Origin of the sequence: Vibrio coralliirubri (assembly GCF_024347375.1) — a bacterium.
Classification (GTDB): domain Bacteria; phylum Pseudomonadota; class Gammaproteobacteria; order Enterobacterales; family Vibrionaceae; genus Vibrio; species Vibrio coralliirubri.
In genome coordinates this window covers 2,602,332-2,619,126 of sequence record NZ_AP025470.1, presented here as the reverse complement: position 1 = coordinate 2,619,126, position 16,795 = coordinate 2,602,332, and the positions used below count along the sequence as shown (strand labels likewise).

Below are 16,795 nucleotides of genomic sequence, written 5' to 3'. Positions count from 1 at the left end.
AGAGGTAAGAAGAATATGGTGGAGGGAGACGGATTCGAACCATCGAAGGCAGTGCCGGCAGATTTACAGTCTGCTCCCTTTGGCCACTCGGGAACCCCTCCAGGGTGTGTCTTACTTTTCACAAAGTAAGCCTAAATTGATGTTTTCCCATAAGCCCATCAACTAGGTTGTTCTCTTAACTCTTAAAAGAGCTAAGAAGAATATGGTGGAGGGAGACGGATTCGAACCATCGAAGGCAGTGCCGGCAGATTTACAGTCTGCTCCCTTTGGCCACTCGGGAACCCCTCCAGGGTGTGTCTTACTCTTCACAAAGTAAGCCTAAATTGATGTTTTCCCATAAGCCCATCAATCAGGTTGTTCTCTTAACTCTTAAAAGAGGTAAGAAGAAATATGGTGGAGGGAGACGGATTCGAACCATCGAAGGCGGAGCCGGCAGATTTACAGTCTGCTCCCTTTGGCCACTCGGGAACCCCTCCAGGGTGTTTTTTCCTAACTCATAATGGATAGGCTAAAGAGATGTTTTTCCCAACGCATCTCTCAAGTGCGGAGCGCATCATAGCAAACACGCTAAACCTGTAAAGGGTTTTTCTTATGGTTTTGTGTTAAATGCTGCCTTTTTGGGCAAAGATGGCGAAAAGTACGCATATTGCTCGTGAAGTGAACATCTGTACTAAGGTTTACGTACTGATAGGTAACACCTTGAGGTGACTGGCTTTCTGTATTGTGTTCAATGTGTCTAAAACATGATGAAACGTAAATGGAATTTAATCTAGATTTACACTTCTTGACGTTACAGCATTCATCAGTTGATAGAATACGGTTAATTTCATTTATAGATAATAATACCAATCGTAGTAAATAACGTGTCATCTTAGCTTGCTAAAATGCTCGAGAACAGCGTCAGATATTTTGATTGTAGAATAACTACTTATCGAAACTATCTGTTGAAAAGAGCTGCCTTGTTCTCAAGCTTTTCCCTAAGCTATTTCTGACCACTTACTCACTGTGATTGGTACAAACTTACTTGCAGACCATTATTATGAAGCATAAATCTGTTTTAACCCTGCTTAGCTTGTCTATTCTTATGGCGTCTCCAGCCGTACTTGCTAAACGTATGGGCCCTAGCACTGTCACTGTTGTTACTGAGCAGGTTGATATTCACCAAGTTAGCCAATCTCTTTCGTTGGTCGGTAAGTTAGAAGCCGAGCAATCGGTAATGATCACTTCTGAAGTGGCTGGCAGAGTGGATTCTATCAACATTAAAGCCAATCAAGATGTCACTAAAGGGCAGATGTTGGTTCAGCTTGATGACGACAAAGCGAAAGCGGCGGTTGCAGAGGCTCAAGCTTATCTAAAAGACGAGCAACGTAAGCTAGCGGAATTTCAACGCCTAGTGAAACGTAACGCGATCACGCAAACGGAAATTGACGCTCAGAAAACGAACGTAGAGATCGCCAATGCTCGTTTAGCTGCTGCAAATGCCAACCTGAAAGATCTTCACATCAGCGCGCCATTCTCGGGCACTGTTGGTTTTATCGACTTTAGCCGCGGTAAAATGGTGACAGCAGGTACTGAACTCGTGACCCTAGACGACCTATCTGTAATGCAATTAGATCTGCAGATCCCGGAGCGCTACCTTTCTAAACTGTCTAAAGGTATGAAAGTAACGGCTCGCACTAGCGCATGGGGCGACACTCAGTTCACTGGTACTGTCGTTGGCATTGATTCACGTATTAACGCTGAAACCTTGAACCTTCGAGTTCGAATTCACTTCGACAACAATAATGATTATCTAAAGCCAGGCATGCTAGTGGCAGCGGATATGGACTTCCCACCAGTGGAAGCGCCAATTATTCCCGTTCAAGCGCTTGAGTATTCAGGTACGAAGCGTTTCGTTTATGTTATCGACGAAGATAACAAAGCAACTCGTACAGAAGTTTTCCTTGGGGCACGTATTGATAACGAAGTCGTGATCGACAAAGGCATCGAAATTGGCCAGAAGATCGTGGTGCAAGGTATCGTGAACATGCGTGACGGCGTCTTGGTTCAAGAGCTTACCGTTAATCGCCCAGCTGATGCAGCAAGTGATAGAAAAGTACAAGAAGGCGCTAACTAATGTTGTTATCTGATGTTTCTGTAAAGAGACCAGTAGCGGCCGTCGTATTGAGCCTACTATTGGTTGTGTTTGGTATTGTCTCTTTCAATAAGCTCGCAGTTCGTGAGATGCCAGATATTGAAAGCCCGGTGGTATCGATCAGTACTCGTTATGAGGGTGCGTCTGCCACCATCATTGAAAGCCAAATAACCTCCAATCTTGAAGACCAGTTATCCGGTATTAGTGGTATCGATGAGATCGAATCCACAACGCGTAACGGTATGTCGCGTATCACGATTACTTTTGAGCTTGGTTACGACCTCAATACCGGTGTGAGTGATGTTCGTGACGCCGTAGCTCGTGCGCAGCGTTCATTGCCCGATGAAGCCGACGACCCAATTGTTTATAAGAACAATGGTAGTGGTGAAGCTTCGGTCTACATCAACTTAAGTTCGACGGAGATGGACCGAACGCAGTTAACCGACTACACCGAACGTGTGTTGATTGACCGCTTTAGTTTGATCTCGGGCGTCAGCTCAGTGGATATCTCAGGTGGCTTGTACAAAGTAATGTACGTGAAGCTGAAACCTGCGCAGATGGCGGGTCGTGGTGTTACTACCTCGGACATCACTTCTGCGTTGAACAGTGAGAACATTGAAAGCCCAGGTGGTGAAGTACGTAACGATGCGATTGTGATGTCGGTTCGTACTGCTCGTTCTTACACTGAAGCGGAAGATTTCGAATACCTAGTCGTTAAACGTGCCTCTGATAACACACCTATCTACTTAAAAGACGTAGCGGATGTTTACATTGGCGCAGAAAACGAGAACTCGACCTTTAAGAGTGACGGCGTTGTTAACGTAAGTATGGGTATTGTGCCTCAGTCAGATGCGAACCCACTTGAGGTGGCTGACTTAGTCCATAAAGAAGTCGAAGCAATTCAAAAGTTCTTGCCAGATGGTACTCGTTTAGCTGTCGATTATGACTCAACAGTATTCATCGACCGTTCTATTTCAGAGGTTTACAGCACGCTCTTTATCACGGGTGGCTTGGTTATCCTTGTGCTTTACATCTTTATTGGTCAAGCACGTGCAACACTTATTCCAGCGGTAACCGTACCTGTATCTCTGATCTCGTCGTTTATTGCCGCGTACTACTTCGGTTTTTCTATCAACCTGATTACCCTGATGGCACTTATCCTGTCGATTGGTTTGGTGGTAGATGATGCGATCGTGGTGGTTGAGAACATTTTCCACCATATTGAACGTGGTGAGTCACCGTTGCTTGCTGCCTATAAAGGTACTCGTGAAGTAGGCTTCGCGGTAATCGCAACAACGCTTGTATTGGTAATGGTATTCCTACCAATCTCGTTCATGGACGGCATGGTTGGTCTGTTATTTACCGAGTTCTCTGTATTGCTTGCTATGTCGGTGATCTTCTCGTCGCTAGTCGCATTAACATTGACGCCAGTGTTAAGCAGTAAAATCCTAAAAGCGAACGTTAAACCAAGCCGTTTCAACCTGTTTGTCGAGCGCGTATTTGGCAAACTTGAATCTGGATACCGATCGGTATTGCGCCGTGCTCTAAACTGGCGTTGGGCGGCTCCAATCATCATTATCGCGTGTATGGGCGGTAGTTATGGCTTGATGCAACAAGTGCCGTCGCAACTGACGCCACAAGAAGACCGTGGTGTTATCTTTGCGTTTGTTCGTGGTGCCGATGCAACCAGTTACAACCGTATGTCTGCCAACATGGACATCGTTGAAGAGCGTCTAATGCCATTGCTTGGTCAAGGCTTCTTGAAGTCATTCAGTATTCAATCACCAGCGTTTGGTGGTAATGCGGGCGACCAAACGGGCTTTGTAATCATGATCCTAGAAGATTGGGATGAGCGTGACGTTACCGCACAAGAAGCGTTGAACGAAGTTCGTAAATCGTTGAACGGCATTCCAGATGTGCGTGTATTCCCGTTCATGCCGGGCTTCAAAGGTGGTTCAAGTGAGCCAGTTCAATTCGTACTTGGCGGTTCTGATTACTCTGAACTTCAGAAGTGGGCAGAGCTCTTAAAGCAAGCGGCTGAAGATTCTCCAATGATGGAAGGTGCGGACATCGATTACTCTGAGAAAACACCAGAGCTATTGGTAACCGTAGATAAGCAGCGTGCAGCAGAGCTAGGTGTTAGCGTCTCAGACATCTCAGATACGTTAGAAATCATGCTTGGCGGCCGCAGTGAAACGACCTTCGTTGATCGTGGTGAAGAGTACGACGTGTATCTGCGTGGTGATGAAAACAGCTTCAACAACGCGAACGACCTAAGCCAAATCTACATGCGAACTCAATCTGGTGAGCTGGTTACACTCGATACGCTGACGCACATTGAAGAAGTGGCATCATCGATTCGTTTGTCGCACTACAACAAGCAGAAATCGGTGACCATCAAGGCGAACCTAATGGAAGGTTACACGCTAGGTGACGCGCTCGATTTCCTTGATGAACAAGCGATTGAACAGTTACCGGGTGATATTTCAGTGAGCTACTCTGGCGAGTCAAAAGACTTCAAAGAGAACCAATCAAGTATCCTAGTGGTATTTGCTCTAGCAATGCTGGTCGCGTATTTGGTACTGGCCGCGCAGTTTGAAAGCTTCATTAACCCGCTGGTGGTGATGTTCACCGTACCTATGGGTATCTTTGGTGGCTTCTTAGGCTTAGTACTGATGAGTCAAGGCCTCAACGTGTACAGCCAGATTGGTATGATCATGTTGATCGGTATGGTAACCAAAAACGGTATCTTGATCGTGGAGTTTGCTAACCAACTTCGTGACCGTGGTATTGAGTTTGAAAAGGCGATCATTGATGCTTCGGCTCGACGCTTACGTCCAATCATGATGACGGCATTTACGACGCTAGCTGGCGCAATTCCATTGATTACTTCAACGGGCGCAGGCTATGAAAGCCGAGTGGCTGTGGGTACGGTTATCTTCTTCGGTATGGGCTTCGCGACATTGGTTACTCTGTTCGTTATCCCTGCGATGTACCGACTGATTTCTGGCTCAACACGCTCTCCAGGTCACGTGGAAGCGGAGCTTAATAAAGAGCTTAGCCATGACAACGTGGGAAGAACCTCTCACGGTTAATGAACACGCACGATTAATGAACACGGAATAGTGTAACAATATTGAAAAGCCTGCGTTTGCTCCTAGCGAATGAACTGACCCCCAATAGTTGGACACCAATTATTGGGGGTCTTTTTATGTCCAAATATAGCCGAGAGCTAAAATGTATCATTGCTAAGCAATACTTAGATGGCACGTCATCTCTCTACTTAGCAAAACAATATTCAATTTCTTCAAGGCAGATACGGTATTGGGCTCAAGTCTTTGCCATCCATGGTACTGATTCATTTTTACCAACTAATCATGCCGCGACTGCTCAAACAAAACGAAAAGCATTGAATTTAATGTGGACGAATGAATGGTCTCTCACGCACACTAGCGCTGTATTAAACCTCTCATCCCCTGGAATACTCTCTGTCTGGCTTAAACGATTTAATGAGCTCGGTATCAAGGGGCTCGAAATGCGCCAGAAAGGAAGACCCTCAATGAAACAGCAACCTCAACGTACCACTAAGCCTGATAATGAAATGACACTTGAGGAGCTAAAAGAGGAGTTGGTCTACTTACGAACCGAGAATGCCGTTCTAAAAAAGTTGGAAGAGTTGGAGCAGAAAAAAAACCGTCGAACAAAGAAAAAGCGGTCATAGCTCTAACTCTTAAAGGCAAGTACCCATTAAAGCACTTACTGCACACTCTACAGTTGGCAAAAAGTGTCTTTTATTATCAGGCTCAAACGAGCAAGCGCCAAAATAGCTACGAACGTGAGCTGCGGTTGATAAAGTCAATTTATCATGAACATAAGGGGCGATACGGCTACCGCCGTATTCACTTGGAACTAAAGAATCAGGGGTTCGTGCTTAATCACAAAACGGTTCAAAGGCTTATGGCTCAGCTCAACCTTAAATCGACGGTCAGGATTAAAAAGTATCGTTCATACCGAGGAGAGTCAGGAAAAGCTGCTCCCAACGTTCTTGAAAGAGATTTTAGTGCGACTCAACCCGATGAAAAGTGGGTAACTGATGTCACGGAGTTCAAAGTCAAAGAGCAGAAAGTATACTTATCTCCCGTTGTCGACTTGTTTACTCAGGAGGTGGTTGCTTATAGAGTGGCCAAAAATGCCTGCTTGCCGCTTGTCACAGATATGCTGACGGAAGCTATATCAACGCTTAAACCCAACTCAAAGCCAATTATACATAGCGATCAAGGTTGGCAATATCGCCATCGACAGTATCAGAAAAAGGTAGCGGAGAGTGGGTTAACGCAAAGCATGTCGAGAAAAGGTAACTGCTTGGATAATGCTGTTGCTGAAAACTTTTTTGCTTTACTCAAAACCGAGATGTATCACAACCAAAGCTTTGAAGATGCAGATGCTCTGATAGAGCAGATTAAAGAATACATCGAGTACTACAATACCAAACGTATAAAAGTGAAACTAAAAGGCCTGACTCCGATAGAATATCGAACTCAGGCCTTGAAAGCCGCTTAACAGAAATGTCCAACTTTACGGGGTCACTTCAGAATTGCAGGCTTTTTTTGTATAACAAACAGAGCTCAACGAATTAATACAATAAATCGAATAAAGGAAAGTAAAGTGGCTGAATTTAAATACAAAGATCTTTCTCAAGAAGAACAAGATAAGCTGGATGCAGCAACCTTTCGTCGCCTGCTAGCACACCTAGATAACAATAAAGATGTGCAGAACATCGACCTGATGATCTTGGCTGGCTTCTGCCGAAACTGTTTCAGTAAATGGTACAAAGCGGAAGCAGAGCAACAAGGCTTAGACTTGGATATCGATGACGCTCGTGAGCGTGTATACGGCATGACTTACGATGAGTGGAAACAAAACCATCAACCAAAAGCGACGCCTGAACAACTCGCGGCATTTGAAGCGAAGCAGAAGCCAGAGTAATTTGTTCTCGTTAGTGGCTGACTAATAGAATGAATAAACAAAAAGAGCCCATCAAGGGCTCTTTTCTATTTCGAACTATCGGTTTTGAACTTAAGCCAACTCACCCGTTTGCGAGAAAGCTTCTAGCTTCGCAGCATAAGGTTGTAGGTCACCGATATTGAGATTTACCCACTCGTCATTGAAGTAAGTGTCTAGGTAACGCTCACCGCTGTCACACAGTAAAGTCACGATAGAACCTGTTTCTCCACGTGCTTTCATTTCACTGGCTAGCTGAAGCACACCGTACATGTTAGTACCGGTTGATGCGCCAACCTTACGGCCAAGAATGTCAGATAACCAATGTGTCGTTGCGATACTTGCTGCGTCTGGAATTTTACGCATTTCGTCAACCACACCAGGAATGAAGCTTGGTTCTGCTCGTGGGCGACCAATGCCTTCAATTTTGCTGAATGTACTGCCTTTCACATTCGCATTACCTGTTTGGAAGTATTCGTGGAATACAGAGTTCTCAGGGTCGACAACACAAAGCTTAGTTTCATGTTGTTGGTAGCGAATGAAACGGCCAATAGTCGCTGAAGTACCGCCAGTACCTGGGCTCATTACTACCCAAGCTGGAACTGGGTGATCTTCCATCTGCATTTGATTGAAAATCGAGTTCGCGATGTTGTTGTTACCACGCCAGTCGGTTGCGCGCTCAGCGTAAGTAAATTGATCCATGTAGTGACCATTCAATTCTTCTGCTAAACGACGAGACTCATCGTAAATTTCATCTGAGCGGTCAACAAGATGCGCTTGGCCACCGTAGAATTCTATCTGTTCAATCTTCTTCTTCGCTGTGCATTTTGGCATTACTGCAATAAACGGTAGACCAAGTAGTCGAGCAAAGTAAGCTTCAGATACCGCAGTGCTACCCGATGAAGATTCAATGATTGTTGTTTCTGGGCCAACCCAACCGTTACAGATAGCGTATAAGAAGAGAGAACGCGCTAAACGGTGCTTTAAAGAGCCGGTAGGGTGTGTGCTTTCATCTTTAAGGTAAACATCAATGCCTTTGATACTTGGTAGATCGAGCTTGATAAGGTGCGTATCCGCTGAGCGTTGGTAGTCCGCTTCAATTTTACGAATCGCGTTGTTAATCCATTGATGGTCAGTGCACATAAACGTTCTCCTGATCGAGTGTAGGAATTCTTTGTAATTGGTATGGTTCTAATTTATCCATAATCAGAGAGAAAAACTTTGCCATATTTGCTTTGTTTTGCTTAAATTGTAGAAAATTATTCTCTTTAAATGCGATTTGGTGAAAGTGTGATAGATGCCGTAGATAAAAAAATATTAGGGTTACTGCAAGAAGACAGCACCTTGTCATTGAACGATATTTCTGAAGCGGTCAACCTCACCACAACGCCTTGTTGGAAAAGGCTTAAGCGCCTCGAAGAGAACGGCATTATTGAGAAAAGAGTCGCACTTCTGAACCCAGAAAAACTGGATCTTTCCTTTACTGCGTTCGTATTAGTGAAAACCAGTGATCATTCTCATGAGTGGTATGGTCGTTTTGTGAATACTGTGTCGGAATTTCCAGAAGTGATGGAGTTCTATCGCATGGCTGGCGAATATGATTATATGATGAAGGTTCAGGTTAAAGACATGAAGTGCTTTGATGATTTCTATAAGCGCTTGGTGAATAGCATTGATGGTATCTCTAATGTGACCTCGACGTTTGCGATGGAACCATTGAAGTACACGACAGCATTGCCGCTTTAAGCTGCGCCTAGTAATACGCTAACTATCGCTTCAGTTTAACTATCGTCTCAGTTTAGATCTCGCCTCTGCGATAAAAGAAAAGGATTATTCATGTTTGCAAAAGTATCTACCGCTATCCAGTTGGTATTGGCGGTCGCCATTTTTTACTTGGGTTACACCATCTACTCATTGACTAATAAAGTCGGTGAAATCGTTGATACTTACCCGCAGGTTATCGAAGACATATCGGGCCTCACCAAAGGCCTTAAAGTAGAAGAGCTATTAGCGCTTGCTGAACATGTCAGCGATCTTGCTCCTCAGGTGTTAAACACTGTCGAAGAAGTTAGAAAGACGATCGATGACGTGAATCAAACCGTAGCCTCGGTCGACAACAAAATCCCTGCGATATTAGATGAAGTCAAAAATGTTCGAACGGAAGTCGAGCAGGTAAGAACCGATGTTATTCCTCCTACATTAACGGAATTAAAGAGATACCGCGTAGACGTAATGCCACCTATGCTCGCTGAAAGTAAGTCTTACCGCGAACAGTCTATTCCTGTCATCGTCACTGAATCTGAAATGCTACGAGCGGAAGTCCCAGGTATTTTGGCGCAAGCTAATTTGTTAGCTGATAAGAGTAAGGAACTCGCTCAGGGAGCCGCAGAGGGCGCGGTGAAAGGCGTAGTGTTATCGCCATTTAACCTTCTACGAGACGCAGGTGATGGCATTAAAACGCGAGTTCAAGGCGAGTTTGAGCCAACGTTAGAAGTTGAATAGGTTTTATTGATTATTGCGTGACGAGTTTTCTTAAGCGTCATTAAAGAAAGAGGTTAGGTATTAAACCTAGCCTCTTTTTGTTTGTGTGTATTTGGGGCTTGTAAGAAGCGTTTATCCGCTATTTATTTGAGCGCTATTTAGTAAAACGCATCACACCTTCTTGTACTGCTGTCGCTACCAGCTCACCTTTCTGGTTGAAGATCTCGCCTCTAACTAGGCCGCGAGTGTTCGCTGCCGTTGGGCTTTCAATCGCATAAAGCAGCCATTCATCCATCTTGAATGGGCGATGGAACCAGATTGAATGGTCAATCGTCGCGACTTGGAAATTTGGCGTCATGATAGAGACTTCATGAGGGTGAAGCGCCGTAACCAAGAATCCCCAATCCGATGCATAGGCAAGCAGGTATTGGTGGATCAGTTGGTTGTCTGGCATCGCGCCATTCGCTCTTACCCAAAGGTACTGTTTCGCTTCCGTCTTCTTAGGTTTCAGTGGGTTTACCACCGTCACCGGGCGCATTTCAATCGGCTTTTCGCCACAGAAGGTTTTGCGCAGTTTCTCAGGCAAGAATTCCGCAATGTGGCTCGCTAATTCAGTTTCTGAGGCAAAGTTCTCTGGTCCAGGAATATCAGGCATTGAAATCTGGTGCTCAAACCCTGGCGCATCGCCATGATAAGAAGCAGTGAGGTAGAAAATAGGGCGGCCATTTTGAATCGCTTTCACACGGCGCGTGCTAAAGCTGCGTCCATCTCGTAGGTTCTCAACATCGTAAATGATTGGCTTTTCAGGGTCGCCGGGAAACAGAAAATAACTGTGGAACGAGTGAACACTACGGTCGTCTTGAACGGTATAACGAGCAGCAGAAAGCGCTTGTCCCAATACCTGACCGCCGTATACCTGTGGTAGGCCTAGGTTCTCACTTTGCCCACGGAATAAACCTTCTTCCAGTTTTTCTAGCTGAAGTAAACTTAGTAATTCTTGTAAAGGTTGACTCATCGCCAGCATTCCTCTTCGTAAAATGGGTGTCAGATTATGGTGTTAATCATTTCGCTTAGTCAGATATCTGTCAATAAATCATAGGGTTTCAAGACAGAATATGAAAGCTCTCTTATAATTGGTGAGTAGATTTGCCGAGTCCGGCAAACATGTTGAGAGAAATTGAATATGAAAAAGGCTCTAATTCTTATTACGTCTTTAGTATCGTTTGGCCTACTTGTTGGTTGCCAAGCAACATCAGAAACGAACGCTTCTCAAGAAGTGGTTGCAGAGAACACTCAAGTGATTTCAGGAACAGTAAGCTACCGTGAAAGAATTGCATTGCCAGAGAATGCAGTAGTTACCGTTACGCTAGAAGATATCTCACTGGCTGACGCACCATCGACGGTTATCGCAACTCAAGAGTTCACCACAGACGGTAAGCAAGTACCGTTCGCATTCGAGCTAAGCTACGACAACGACAAAATTAAAACTAACCACCGTTACAACATGCGCGCATCGATTCATGTTGACGGTAAACTGCGTTTCACTACTGATACTATTAAGTCAGTAATTACTGATGTAGAAAATACACAGCAAGCAGACCTACGTTTGGTTGGTGTTCGTTAATCAGAAATCGATGCCACTGTTAAGGCATCTTGATTGGCTTAACTTAGCCAGTTGAATCAGCGATTAGTGGCAGCTCTAGGGCTGCCATTTGTATATTCTGAGTTTAACTTTTCCTGCATCACTCACCTCAACCCCTTCTTTAACCAAATGCTGCTTTTGTCGGTCGAACGAATCACCCTTTAAAGATATTTCACCCTTGCTGTTTATCACTCGATACCAAGGCAGTTTGCTACCTTCTGGCAGGTTACCCAGCGCTTTACCAACATGGCGCGCATAGCCCGGAAATCCTGAAAAACGTGCTATGTCTCCATAAGTTGTTACTTTCCCATATGGAATTTGGTGAATCACAGCAAAGATTTGGCTCAAAAATTGGTCCATACTAAATGTTCCTAGTTCATTAATACCACGGATCGGTAGAAGGAGAGGGCTATGGTATTTACAACGTTTCAGTTCTTGATCACCACATTATTAGCGGTTGTTTGCGCGAGAGCAATCAGTTTAAGTGAGGGAGATATCCCGGTGCTTGCAATGGTCATTCCTGCATTATGGATTTTACCGCAGGGAGGCATAGCAGGATTAGCTTTGCTTGCTGCCATGACCACTTATGGTCTAACCCTTCCTTTGCAGCCTATCACGCTGTCTGTCAGTGCGTGGGTACTGTTCCCGCTATTGATGGTGGTCTTCTCAAGACGCAGTAGTTTGTCGGTCGTGATTATTTCCGGCTTGATTGTGACTACTTTGCAGGTCGGGATCATGGTGACACAATCAGCAGGCAAGCTTGAAGGCGTCCCGTGGGTTACCACACTTCAGACCTTATCAATCATCGTAATTTGGTGGGCGGCAAATCACCTTAAGCCAGCCAGTAGACACAGCTGGTGGTCATTAGGCTTAATACTTCCATTATGGATAGCCGATTTACCTTATGCTGCTTTGGTGGCCTTGTGTATAACGGGCATCATGGCATCGATGGAAACGCTGACGCGCTTGAAAACCTTCCGCTGGAATAAACTACTGTGTTGGACACTGCCAACGGTCGGTTTTGCGGCTCTGGTGATCACTCCAAGCATCGAAGTACCAAGCCCAGTCTTTGTGGTGTGGTTGTGTCTATTAGGTACCGCGTGGATGACAGACTACATCATTCGCACAGAAGATAACGAAGACATCGATATTTAGTACTCCAGCAATCCAAACCTTCCAAATGCAGGTAAATGGTGAATTTACCTGCGATTTTCTAGTGGTTTGAATAAAGGATAAGCACTTAGACCGCAATTGTTCAAAAATAGGGTGGAAGGGCTTGCAATGGTTGCTGTGATGCTTAATAATCCAATCACTCTTTGAGGCAAGCCTCTTAGAAAACGAATCTATGGGGGCCTGGTCCTCCCGCAACAATAGCTCGTGAACTCGGTCAGGCCTGGAAGGGAGCAGCCGCAGCGAGTGACTTGTGTGCCGGGATGTGGCTGGGTTCCCACCCATATTGAAGCCTGCAATATATGTTCGCATAAATTGCAGGCTTTCTTCATTTCTGCATCATAAGTCTTCATATTTGCACCATAAGTTTTCATAGTCTATTTTTTTGTTGTAGGTTTACAACAAAAGTGATTTTGCTATGTTCGACCAAACCAAGAAATCATCTCACGTACACAACATCTGTAAGTTCATGAGCTTGAAGAATGATGCGGTTGTTCGCACACTCTCTATTTTGGAGTTCGATTTCTGTTTTCACCTCGAATATAACGCAAATGTTAAAAGTTTTACCTCTCAACCTTTTGGCTTCCACTATCAATTCAATAATCGTAAGTGCCGATATACCCCAGACTTTTTAGTAGCGGATCACAACGAGCAGTCAACCCTCTTCGAAGTAAAACACTCTAGTCAGATTCTCAAACCTGATTTCAGGAATAGATTTGAAGAGAAACAAAGAGTTGCGTTAAATGAGTTTAACAGACGCTTGGTTTTAGTTACTGAGAAGCAAATTAGAATGGGACCAACTTTAGATAACTTCAAGCTACTACACCGTTACTCAGGATTGCGGACAGTGACTGAGTTTCAAAAGTTAGTGTTGGCGTTTATTCAACGGAAACAAATGGTGAAGTTACAAGAGGTGTCTTTGTATTTCGGTTTATCGGAGCAGGACACACTTATTTCTACTCTACCTTGGATCTCTTCGGGGCAAGTTAAAACAGACCTAAACGGTATTGGGTTTGGTCTCGAAACTTACGTTTGGTGTTAACCATGCCATCGGACTCTAATAACATTTTTGGGTTCTTTGATGAATTTGAAGCTTCAGAAGGAGAGCCTCAGCAACTTCCAATAGAGCTAATTCAAGAACCTATTGAAATTTCTTCGACTATTGACTCTCAATCACCGAAGGTACAGCAAGAAGTTATTCGTCGTATCAAAATCATCGCGTTCGTAGAGAAGCGTTTAAAAGGCGGATGGACCGAAAAAAACTTGAACCCTCTCTTAAGTCTCGTGGAATCAGAATTACAGCTCACTCCCCCGAGTTGGAGAACTTTAGCAACTTGGAAAAAATCCTACTTTGAAGCAGGTAGAGAGCCATGGGCACTCATACCCAAGCATACGTATAAGGGCAACAGCCGAGGAGAAATGGATTCACAAGCCTTGATTAATGAGGCGATTAAGAACGTATACCTGACTCGCGAACGGCTAAGTGTCGCAGAAGCATACCGATATTATAAGAGTCGAGTGATTCAAATAAATCGAGAGATTGTCGAAGGGAAAATTAAGCCAATTGCCGAACGCTCTTTTTATAATCGAATACATGCTCTACCTCCTTATGAAGTCGCGATTGCAAGGTTTGGTAAACGATTTGCAAATCGAAAGTTTCGAGCAGTTGGCCAACAAGTAGCTGCGACAAAACCAATGGAATATGTCGAAATTGACCATACCCCAGTTCCAGTTATTCTGATTGATGATGAGTTAGATATTCCTTTGGGGCGACCCTACCTGACGATGCTTTATGATCGCTTCAGTAAATGTATCGTTGGGTGCAGTATCAACTTTAGAGAGCCTAGTTTTGATTCTGTGAGGAAGGCGTTATTGAACTCGCTGCTAGATAAGAGTTGGGTAAAGCAAAGATATCCATCTATTGATAATGAATGGCCTTGCCACGGTAAGATTGACTGTTTAGTTGTCGACAATGGTGCCGAGTTTTGGAGCCAAAGCTTAGAAGATTCGTTACGGCCTCTAGTGTCTGATATCCAATACAGTCAAGCTGCTAAACCTTGGCGAAAGTCAGGGATCGAAAAGCTGTTTGATCAGATGAACAAAGGGTTAGTGAACGCACTGCCTGGAAAAACGTTCACCAATCCTACTCAGCTACAAGATTACAACCCAAAGAAGGATGCGGTGGTTAGAGTTTCCGTGTTTCTTGAGCTACTTCATAAGTGGATTGTCGACTATTACCATATGGCACCTGATTCAAGAGAACGTGACATTCCATACCACAAGTGGAATCAATCGGAATGGACTCCCTCTTACTACAGTGGTGTTGAGAAGGAGCAGTTGAGAGTTGAGCTAGGTTTGCTTAGACACAGAACCATTGGAGTAGCAGGGATCAGGCTTCATAATCTCCACTATCAGTCCTCAGAACTTATTGAATACCGTAAATATTGGGCGTCCAACAATGGCAAAAAGCTGTTTGTTAAGACCAAAACAGACCCTTCTGATATCAGCTCTATTCATGTTTATCTAGAATCGGAAAAGATGTACATAAAAGTTCCAGCGGTAGACAACACCGGATATACAAAAGGACTGTCCCTTTTTGAACATGAGCGCATACAAAAAGTACGCAGGCTTAACACTAAGCAGCTTGCTGATGATGAGGCGCTTGCGGATACATTTCTGTATATGAAGAAACGTATTCAGGAAGAAACCGATAGGTTCCGCAGTGCCAAAAGTAATAAGGGTAGCTTGCCTAAAACGGGTAACACTTCGAAATTAGCAAAGTTTAATGATGTGGGCTCAGAGGGGCCAAGCTCAATCAGTACGACTCCGGCCAAAAAAGAAGTTGCGGTCGTGTTCGATGTCTCAGAGCAATTATCTGATGATGATTTTGAAGATATTGAGGGGTATTAATTTGAACTTAACGTCTAGTCAGTTTGAGCAGCTAAGATCTTTTGAAACCAGCTTTATCGAGTATCCAGCTATAACTGAAATCTACTCCATTTTCGATCAGCTTCGTTTTAATCACTCCCTTGGCGGTGAACCGGAGTCTTTCTTGTTAACTGGTGAGGCCGGAAGTGGAAAGACGGCTTTGATTAACAATTATCTATCCCGCTTTCTGCCGAGTTCAACTTGGAGCAAACAACCTGTTCTTAGCACCAGAGTGCCAAGCCGCATAAATGAACAGAACACGCTTACGCAGTTTTTAGTCGATTTAGATGGAAAGTCAGGGGGAAGAGGTACTCGACGACGTAATGACATTGCTCTTGGTGAGGCTGTTGTAAAGCAACTTAAACGTAAATCTGTTGAGCTGATTATCGTCAATGAAATTCAAGAGCTTGTGGAGTTTTCTACAGCAGAAGAAAGGCAAGCTATTGCTAATACGTTCAAATATATAAGTGAAGAAGCAAAAGTCTCGTTTGTGCTGGTTGGTATGCCATATGCTGATGTAATAGCGACAGAGCCACAATGGGACTCACGATTAAGTTGGAGACGAAAGATTAACTATTTCAAGCTGTTGAAAGCTAACAGCTATTCGAGTGGAACGGCATCTTATAGTTTTGACTTGGAGCAAAAAAAGCACTTTGCTAAATTTGTTGCTGGTTTGAGTACGAGAATGGGCTTTGATGAACCGCCAGTGCTTACAAAAAATGAAGTGTTATATCCTCTGTTTATTATGTGTAGAGGGGAGTGCCGAGCGTTAAAGCACTTCTTGAAAGACGCACTACTTATGAGTTTCAATGAGAACGTCGATACGATAGACAAAGAGATATTGTCGCGCACGTTTTCATTTAAGTTTCCCTACTTGGATAACCCGTTTAATTGTCCTGTAGAGGAGCTTCGTCTTCATCAAATTGACTCTGGATCGTCTTACAACCTAAATGCTATTACGTCAGAAGATAAGATACTAGCTCCACGATTTACGGATGCAATTCCGTTGAGCATGTTATTGAGCAAAAATGGACTTAAAGCTTAAATATTACTTCTCGCTCTTTAGGTTCTCCAACAACGCCGCCTTCTCTTCATCACTCATCTTATCAATGGCACACGCTAACTCAGCGCTCAATTCGCTCCTACAGAAAAAGTAATTCAGCGGCACATCTAACTCTTCAGCCATGCGCTCAAGCGTACCAATATCAGGTACATGTCTGCCTTTCTCGTAATGATTCATACGACCGCTAGCAGAACTTTGCTCCATACCAATTTTCACCCCTAAATCTTTTTGGGTGATCTTGGCTTTTTTACGCGCAGCTTTGAGCCTCGCAGGGATGGGGTTGTCTTTTTGCACTTACACATTTCTTTTCAACCTTTAGATAACTTAGATTGTCTAAGTTTTACTGATTTTTGTATACTTAGTAATCCTAAGTTTT

At 44.1% G+C, this 16,795-nt stretch carries 16 protein-coding genes, 3 tRNA genes and 1 other RNA gene; 13 read left to right on the top strand and 7 right to left on the bottom strand.

The window, feature by feature from the left end; all coding sequences use genetic code 11:
• Nucleotides 1–16: 16 nt before the first annotated feature.
• The 3 genes from OCV20_RS11915 to OCV20_RS11905 form a co-directional block, all read right to left on the bottom strand.
• A tRNA-Tyr gene (locus tag OCV20_RS11915) sits at nt 17–101 on the bottom strand.
• A 102-nt stretch (nt 102–203) separates the two neighbouring features.
• Nucleotides 204–288, bottom strand: a tRNA-Tyr gene (locus tag OCV20_RS11910).
• Between the two features lie 103 nt (nt 289–391).
• A tRNA-Tyr gene (locus OCV20_RS11905) sits at nt 392–476 on the bottom strand.
• Nucleotides 477–1,039: 563 nt separating this feature from the next.
• On the opposite strand from OCV20_RS11905, the gene OCV20_RS11900 reads away from it, so the two are divergent.
• From OCV20_RS11900 to OCV20_RS11880, 5 genes are all read left to right on the top strand, one after another.
• Entirely contained in the window at nt 1,040–2,116 is a 1,077-nt protein-coding gene (locus tag OCV20_RS11900; RefSeq protein WP_086776004.1) for an efflux RND transporter periplasmic adaptor subunit, read from the top strand.
• Nucleotides 2,116–5,229: a vibriobactin export RND transporter permease subunit VexH gene (vexH, locus tag OCV20_RS11895; RefSeq protein ID WP_086776003.1), complete on the top strand. Its 3,114-nt coding sequence runs from the start codon at nt 2,116–2,118 to the stop codon at nt 5,227–5,229. The genes OCV20_RS11900 and vexH overlap by 1 nt, the downstream gene beginning before the upstream one ends.
• A gap of 116 nt (nt 5,230–5,345) precedes the next feature.
• The gene (locus OCV20_RS11890) at nt 5,346–5,855 is read left to right on the top strand and encodes a helix-turn-helix domain-containing protein (RefSeq protein WP_086774936.1); all 510 of its coding nucleotides are present in this window, start codon (nt 5,346–5,348) and stop codon (nt 5,853–5,855) included.
• Nucleotides 5,852–6,694, top strand: coding sequence for an IS3 family transposase (locus tag OCV20_RS11885; protein ID WP_108721729.1), 843 nt, complete (start codon nt 5,852–5,854; stop codon nt 6,692–6,694). The genes OCV20_RS11890 and OCV20_RS11885 overlap by 4 nt, the downstream gene beginning before the upstream one ends.
• A 105-nt stretch (nt 6,695–6,799) precedes the next feature.
• A complete protein-coding gene (locus OCV20_RS11880; RefSeq protein WP_004736423.1) occupies nt 6,800–7,120 on the top strand; it encodes a DUF1244 domain-containing protein in 321 nt (106 codons plus the stop codon).
• A gap of 90 nt (nt 7,121–7,210) precedes the next feature.
• On the opposite strand, the gene OCV20_RS11875 is transcribed toward OCV20_RS11880, so the two are convergent.
• Nucleotides 7,211–8,278, bottom strand: coding sequence for a PLP-dependent cysteine synthase family protein (locus OCV20_RS11875; protein WP_050644637.1), 1,068 nt, complete (start codon nt 8,276–8,278; stop codon nt 7,211–7,213).
• 129 nt (nt 8,279–8,407) lie between these two features.
• On the opposite strand from OCV20_RS11875, the gene OCV20_RS11870 reads away from it, so the two are divergent.
• Together OCV20_RS11870 and OCV20_RS11865 are read left to right on the top strand one after the other, a co-directional pair.
• Nucleotides 8,408–8,881, top strand: a complete 474-nt coding sequence (locus tag OCV20_RS11870) for an Lrp/AsnC family transcriptional regulator (protein WP_017062025.1) — start codon at nt 8,408–8,410, stop codon at nt 8,879–8,881.
• A 90-nt stretch (nt 8,882–8,971) separates the two neighbouring features.
• Nucleotides 8,972–9,637 carry a hypothetical protein gene (locus OCV20_RS11865; RefSeq protein WP_086774872.1) on the top strand — a complete coding sequence of 222 codons (666 nt, stop codon included), beginning with the start codon at nt 8,972–8,974 and terminating at the stop codon, nt 9,635–9,637.
• A gap of 133 nt (nt 9,638–9,770) precedes the next feature.
• Here the strand turns inward: OCV20_RS11865 and tesB are convergent, their stop codons facing one another.
• Complete coding sequence (tesB, locus tag OCV20_RS11860) at nt 9,771–10,631, bottom strand: acyl-CoA thioesterase II (RefSeq protein WP_029224039.1); 861 nt, start codon at nt 10,629–10,631, stop codon at nt 9,771–9,773.
• A gap of 168 nt (nt 10,632–10,799) precedes the next feature.
• Here tesB and OCV20_RS11855 point away from each other — a divergent pair, with 168 nt between their 5' ends.
• On the top strand, nt 10,800–11,240 hold the full coding sequence (locus tag OCV20_RS11855; RefSeq protein WP_086774871.1) for a YbaY family lipoprotein: 441 nt from the start codon (nt 10,800–10,802) through the stop codon (nt 11,238–11,240).
• A gap of 75 nt (nt 11,241–11,315) precedes the next feature.
• Here the strand turns inward: OCV20_RS11855 and OCV20_RS11850 are convergent, their stop codons facing one another.
• Nucleotides 11,316–11,618, bottom strand: coding sequence for an MGMT family protein (locus OCV20_RS11850; protein WP_017098798.1), 303 nt, complete (start codon nt 11,616–11,618; stop codon nt 11,316–11,318).
• A 51-nt stretch (nt 11,619–11,669) separates the two neighbouring features.
• Here OCV20_RS11850 and OCV20_RS11845 point away from each other — a divergent pair, with 51 nt between their 5' ends.
• The 5 genes from OCV20_RS11845 (at nt 11,670) to OCV20_RS11825 (ending at nt 16,401) form a co-directional block, all read left to right on the top strand.
• Nucleotides 11,670–12,413 carry a VP0952 family biofilm-associated protein gene (locus tag OCV20_RS11845; protein WP_017071711.1) on the top strand — a complete coding sequence of 248 codons (744 nt, stop codon included), beginning with the start codon at nt 11,670–11,672 and terminating at the stop codon, nt 12,411–12,413.
• A gap of 196 nt (nt 12,414–12,609) precedes the next feature.
• Nucleotides 12,610–12,706: signal recognition particle sRNA small type (ffs, locus tag OCV20_RS11840), an RNA gene on the top strand.
• 140 nt (nt 12,707–12,846) lie between these two features.
• Nucleotides 12,847–13,470, top strand: coding sequence for a TnsA endonuclease N-terminal domain-containing protein (locus OCV20_RS11835; RefSeq protein ID WP_086774870.1), 624 nt, complete (start codon nt 12,847–12,849; stop codon nt 13,468–13,470).
• A 2-nt stretch (nt 13,471–13,472) separates the two neighbouring features.
• Complete coding sequence (locus tag OCV20_RS11830; protein WP_086774869.1) at nt 13,473–15,338, top strand: Mu transposase C-terminal domain-containing protein; 1,866 nt, start codon at nt 13,473–13,475, stop codon at nt 15,336–15,338.
• Nucleotides 15,307–16,401, top strand: a complete 1,095-nt coding sequence (locus tag OCV20_RS11825; RefSeq protein ID WP_202910138.1) for a TniB family NTP-binding protein — start codon at nt 15,307–15,309, stop codon at nt 16,399–16,401. Before OCV20_RS11830 ends, OCV20_RS11825 begins: the two co-directional genes overlap by 32 nt.
• 3 nt (nt 16,402–16,404) lie before the next feature.
• On the opposite strand, the gene OCV20_RS11820 is transcribed toward OCV20_RS11825, so the two are convergent.
• On the bottom strand, nt 16,405–16,713 hold the full coding sequence (locus OCV20_RS11820; protein ID WP_086774868.1) for a helix-turn-helix domain-containing protein: 309 nt from the start codon (nt 16,711–16,713) through the stop codon (nt 16,405–16,407).
• Nucleotides 16,714–16,795 lie beyond the last annotated feature (82 nt).

Bases quoted from the DNA above. Each gene is read 5' to 3' on its own strand.
- OCV20_RS11900 (WP_086776004.1), top strand. From the start codon at position 1,040: ATGAAGCATAAATCTGTTTTAACCCTGCTTAGCTTGTCTATTCTTATG.
- vexH (WP_086776003.1), top strand. From the start codon at position 2,116: ATGTTGTTATCTGATGTTTCTGTAAAGAGACCAGTAGCGGCCGTCGTA.
- OCV20_RS11890 (WP_086774936.1), top strand. From the start codon at position 5,346: ATGTCCAAATATAGCCGAGAGCTAAAATGTATCATTGCTAAGCAATAC.
- OCV20_RS11875 (WP_050644637.1), bottom strand. From the start codon at position 8,278: ATGTGCACTGACCATCAATGGATTAACAACGCGATTCGTAAAATTGAA.
- OCV20_RS11870 (WP_017062025.1), top strand. From the start codon at position 8,408: ATGCGATTTGGTGAAAGTGTGATAGATGCCGTAGATAAAAAAATATTA.
- OCV20_RS11865 (WP_086774872.1), top strand. From the start codon at position 8,972: ATGTTTGCAAAAGTATCTACCGCTATCCAGTTGGTATTGGCGGTCGCC.
- tesB (WP_029224039.1), bottom strand. From the start codon at position 10,631: ATGAGTCAACCTTTACAAGAATTACTAAGTTTACTTCAGCTAGAAAAA.
- OCV20_RS11855 (WP_086774871.1), top strand. From the start codon at position 10,800: ATGAAAAAGGCTCTAATTCTTATTACGTCTTTAGTATCGTTTGGCCTA.
- OCV20_RS11850 (WP_017098798.1), bottom strand. From the start codon at position 11,618: ATGGACCAATTTTTGAGCCAAATCTTTGCTGTGATTCACCAAATTCCA.
- OCV20_RS11845 (WP_017071711.1), top strand. From the start codon at position 11,670: ATGGTATTTACAACGTTTCAGTTCTTGATCACCACATTATTAGCGGTT.
- OCV20_RS11835 (WP_086774870.1), top strand. From the start codon at position 12,847: ATGTTCGACCAAACCAAGAAATCATCTCACGTACACAACATCTGTAAG.
- OCV20_RS11830 (WP_086774869.1), top strand. From the start codon at position 13,473: ATGCCATCGGACTCTAATAACATTTTTGGGTTCTTTGATGAATTTGAA.
- OCV20_RS11825 (WP_202910138.1), top strand. From the start codon at position 15,307: ATGATGATTTTGAAGATATTGAGGGGTATTAATTTGAACTTAACGTCT.